The sequence below is a fragment of the Centipeda sp. (in: firmicutes) genome, assembly GCF_057271695.1.
Genome location: NZ_DBHIVL010000117.1, coordinates 1 through 4,354 on the forward strand (window position 1 = coordinate 1; position 4,354 = coordinate 4,354).

At 58.1% G+C, this 4,354-nt stretch carries 6 protein-coding genes; 2 read left to right on the forward strand and 4 right to left on the reverse strand.

The window, feature by feature from the left end; all coding sequences use genetic code 11:
- Positions 1–189: 189 nt before the first annotated feature.
- The 4 genes from ACO6BQ_RS12030 to ACO6BQ_RS12045 are packed head-to-tail and all read right to left on the reverse strand — an operon-like array spanning position 190 to position 2,921.
- Entirely contained in the window at positions 190–720 is a 531-nt protein-coding gene (locus ACO6BQ_RS12030; protein ID WP_489121276.1) for a 2-oxoacid:acceptor oxidoreductase family protein, read from the reverse strand.
- A gap of 1 nt (position 721) precedes the next feature.
- On the reverse strand, positions 722–1,573 hold the full coding sequence (locus tag ACO6BQ_RS12035) for a thiamine pyrophosphate-dependent enzyme (RefSeq protein WP_489121278.1): 852 nt from the start codon (positions 1,571–1,573) through the stop codon (positions 722–724).
- Positions 1,570–2,724, reverse strand: coding sequence for a 2-oxoacid:acceptor oxidoreductase subunit alpha (locus ACO6BQ_RS12040; protein WP_489121280.1), 1,155 nt, complete (start codon positions 2,722–2,724; stop codon positions 1,570–1,572). The genes ACO6BQ_RS12035 and ACO6BQ_RS12040 overlap by 4 nt, the downstream gene beginning before the upstream one ends.
- Positions 2,721–2,921: a 4Fe-4S binding protein gene (locus tag ACO6BQ_RS12045; RefSeq protein WP_489121285.1), complete on the reverse strand. Its 201-nt coding sequence runs from the start codon at positions 2,919–2,921 to the stop codon at positions 2,721–2,723. The genes ACO6BQ_RS12040 and ACO6BQ_RS12045 overlap by 4 nt, the downstream gene beginning before the upstream one ends.
- 287 nt (positions 2,922–3,208) lie before the next feature.
- On the opposite strand from ACO6BQ_RS12045, the gene ACO6BQ_RS12050 reads away from it, so the two are divergent.
- Together ACO6BQ_RS12050 and ACO6BQ_RS12055 are read left to right on the forward strand one after the other, a co-directional pair.
- Complete coding sequence (locus ACO6BQ_RS12050) at positions 3,209–3,661, forward strand: DUF3290 domain-containing protein (protein ID WP_489121286.1); 453 nt, start codon at positions 3,209–3,211, stop codon at positions 3,659–3,661.
- Position 3,662: 1 nt separating this feature from the next.
- On the forward strand, positions 3,663–4,298 hold the full coding sequence (locus ACO6BQ_RS12055) for a DUF421 domain-containing protein (RefSeq protein ID WP_489121288.1): 636 nt from the start codon (positions 3,663–3,665) through the stop codon (positions 4,296–4,298).
- Positions 4,299–4,354: the final 56 nt, after the last annotated feature.

Consider the following 4,354-nt stretch of genomic DNA (forward strand, 5'->3'; position numbering starts at 1 on the left):
TGCCTCCTTGTTCGGACGAAAAAATCTACGCCAATCTGAGGGTCTATTTTATCAGTGATTCCTTAGGATAGTGTAAAATCCGTGCACTGTCAAGAAAACTCAGGATAGATGCTTGGCAATGTTTACTGATACGAAAACCCGCCCACAGATTCCAATGTGAGCGGGTTTTGTCGTGTACGGAAAAGAGTCTTACCCCTCAGCCGCCTCGTATCCAATCATCAGCGCCTGCATATTCGCCTCGATGGTATGCGGCGGGACGCGGTTTGCTACGGCATTCTTTACGGCATCGAGCGGGACGATGCCGGAGACGCGCGTGATCGCGCCGAGCGCGACGATGTTGGCAAAGAGGGACTTGCCGATCTTCTCGATGGCAAGCGTGGTGATGGGGACGGAGATAATGTGTGCCGCCTGCGGGACGCTCGGGACAAGCTCGCTGTCAACGATCAGAATGCCCGTTGAGGGATCGAGATCGCCCGCGTACTTGTCCGCCGCCGCCTGTGTCATGGCGAGTACAATGTCGGGATGCTCGACGTGCGGATGATAGATTGCGCCGTCACTGACGATGACCTCGGAGCGGGATGCGCCGCCGCGTGCCTCGGGGCCGTAGGACTGCGACTGTGCGACGTTCATGCCGCACGCGGTCGCCGCCTCGGCAAAGATGATGGCGGCGGTGATGACACCCTGCCCGCCCGAGCCTGAGAGACGAAGTTCCTTCTGCATATCACAGCCCTCCCGCGCGCCGTTGGATCTCAGCGTTCGCCTTGCCGTACTCCTCGCCCTCGCACGCATAGAGAAGCCCAATGGGGAATTTGTCGGGCGTGCGCTTTTCGGGCGGCAGCTTGTCCCACGCCGTCTTCATGACGGCGGAGTCACGCATCCATTCGAGCATTGCGGCGGGGGAGCCCATCTTGTTTTTGCGCCCGTAGGCGGTCGGGCAGTGCACCATCGCCTCGATGAGGGCAAAGCCGTGGTCGGCAAGCCCCCCCGCAATCATCTGCGTGAGATGTTTGACGTGGAACGCTGTCGAGCGCGCGACGTAGGTCGCGCCTGCTGCCTCGGCGATACGGCACGCATCGAGCGGTCGGTCGATCGTCCCGTATGGTGCGGTCGCCGTCATCTTGCCCGGCGGCGTCGTCGGCGAGGACTGTCCGCCCGTCATGCCGTAGATATTGTTATTGAAGAGAATGACCGTCAAATCGACGTTGCGCCGACAGCCATGCAAAAAGTGATTCCCGCCGATGGCAGTACAGTCGCCGTCCCCCGTAATGACGATGACGTTCAACTCGGGGCGTGCGAGCTTGATGCCTGTTGCAAAGGGGATCGCTCGTCCATGTGCTGTATGCACTGTGTCAAAATCCATATAACCCGAACCGCGTGAGGAGCAGCCGATACCTGAGACGATGACCGTATTGTCCTGCGTGAATCCCTCTGCATCCTCGATTGCCTGTGCAATACATTTCAATGCCGTGCCGTTGCCGCAGCCGGGACACCAGAGATGGGGCAGGCGGTTCTGACGAAAATACTGCTCAAAGCTGCGGGTCGTCGCCGCACCTGCATTCATGTCCGTGCTCATGCCCGCACCTCCTCGCTCATCTGACGAATCGCCGCTGTGATTTCCTGCGGCGTGAAGCTGTGCATATCGTATTTGAGACACGGGCGGACAGGCGTACCGTGCGCCGCACGCGTGACCTCACCCACGAGCTGCCCATAGTTCAGCTCCGCGACGAGAATGCCCTTGACGCGAGCCGCGAGACGTCCGATTGCCGCATCCGCGAACGGCCAGATCGTCTTGAGACGCAGGAAACCGACGCGGATTCCATCGGCGCGTGCCGAGCGTACCGCCTCGTATGCCGTACGCGCCGTACCGCCGTAGCTGACGACGGCGTATTCCGCGTCCTCCATGAAGTGCTCCTCCGTGTGGATGATCTCCTTGCCCACACGATTGATTTTCTCGTGGAGCCGGTGGATCAGCTGCTCCGTGACGGTAGGGCTGCCCGAGGGAAAGCCCGTCTCATCGTGGAGAAGCCCTGTGACGTGGATGCGGTAGCCGTCGCCGAAACGTGCCACATCGGGCACGAGATCATCACCGACGGCAAAGGGCTGATAGCCCTCGGCGCGTGTCTTTTTCGGCAGACGGCGCGGATAGATGTCCAGTTCGCTCGCCGTCGGGAGCGTGACATTTTCGCGCAGATGTCCGACGATCTCGTCCATCAGCAGAATGACGGGGGTACGGAAACGCTCCGCATAGTTCACCGACAGCACCGCCATGTCGAACGACTCGCGCACGCTCCACGGTGAGAGTGCGATGATCGGATGGTCGCCATGCGTGCCCCAACGCGCCTGCATGACATCGCCCTGCGCGGGCGCAGTCGGCTGTCCCGTCGAGGGACCGACGCGCTGCACATTTACCACGACGCACGGAATCTCCGCACACGCCGCATAGCCGATCAGCTCCTGTTTGAGTGAGAAGCCGGGGCCGCTCGTCGCGTCCATCACCTTTGCGCCCGCGAGCGATGCGCCGAGGATTGCCCCCATCGCACCGATCTCATCCTCCATCTGGAGGAACGTGCCGCCGATCGGCGGCAGCAGCTTTGCCATCTGTTCAGCGATCTCCGTGGACGGTGTGATGGGGTAGCCCGCGAAGAACGTCACACCCGCCGCAATCGCACCCTCGGCGACCGCCTCGTTGCCCTGCATCAGCCGGGCGGCTCGTTGTGTACTCATTTGCTGTCCCTCCGTTCCACGAATATCGCAAAGTCAGGACAGCGCATCTCGCACTGCCCGCACGCAATACAGTCCTCGGGACGGACGGGCGTGATCTTGCCGAGCAGACTCACCTCGAGCACCTGCTTCGGACAGAACGCGGCACAGATGCCGCAGCCCTTGCACCGCTTTTCCTTGATATACAGCTCACCCTTCATGGCGTTCAACTCCCGCCGGGATGCGGAACACATCCCATAATACACAGAATACGGAGACGGTTCTCTTTTTCTTTAGGAATCGCTGATATAATGAAGATCGTGATTCCTTTATTGAGCAACCGTGGTAAAGATGAAAAACATTATAACGGAAGCTATATAAAAATTCAACGCTGACGCGGCATGTATGGCATTATACAGTATACAGAAATACGAAGGAGCGGGATTGACAAACACTTGTCCAAGTGATAATGTGCCATCGTAATCAGAACTTTACAGGAGGTGTCTCGTTGACTTTTTATACCTATGACTACATCGCAGCGCACAGCCAGTTTGGCAATAATGTCTGGTATGCACTCTCGTTTCTTGCGCTCGCGGCGCTGCTGTTCGTAAGCGTCAAATATCTGCGGAATCGTCTGGTAACACGCTACCGCGACCTCATCGTCATTCTCTTTCTCGCGGTTGCATTCCTCGGCGGTGTGCAGTGGAACGACTACAACCGCACAAAGAGCGATGTGGAGGCGACCTCACGTATGGCACAGTTCCTCCACAGTCTCAGTGAGGATCTCGGTGTGCCCGTGCAAAAGATCCGTACAAATTCGACGTATTTGAAGCAGGGGATGCTCGTCGATGTGCAGGGGACATTCTATGTAGTGACATTCAATGCGGACTTTACCTCGTTCCAGTACGAGCGGACGCATCTCCTGAACCGCGACGTGAAGATTGTGGACAAGGAGGACTGACATGCTGATCTACTCTCTGATGCTGGGCAAGCTCGCGCTTGGCCTTTTGTGTCTCATCCTCCAGATCAACCTGCTCGGCAAGGGCAACCTCGCGCCGAACTCCGCGACCGATCAGGTGCAGAACTACGTCCTCGGCGGCATCATCGGCGGCGTGATCTACAACAACGCCATCTCCATTCTGGACTTCCTGCTCGTGCTGATCGCGTGGACGCTGCTCGTGCTGGTTCTGAAATATTTCAAGATGAACAGCGGTGCGATCAAGGACTTCGTCGACGGCAGTCCCGCCGTGGTGATTGAGCGCGGCAAAATCCTCATGGATGAGTGTATGCGGCACGGAATGCTCGCGCATGACATCACACTGAAACTCCGCATGGCGGGCGTTTACTACATCAAAGACGTGAAACGTGCCGTGCTCGAGCCGAACGGCCAGCTCACCGTTATCCAGTACGGCGAGCAGAATGCGCGCTATCCGCTCATCCTCGATGGACAGCTGGATGAGGACATCCTCGAACTCATCGAAAAGGATCGCGTCTGGCTCAACTCCGAGCTGCGCACGGCAGGCTACGCGCTCAAGGACATCTACATCGGCGAGTACAAGGACGGTGCGCTGATTATCCACCCGTATGAGAAAAATTGAGAGGAATCGCTGATAAAATGAAGTCCGTCAGATTGGCGTAGATTTTTTCGTCCGAA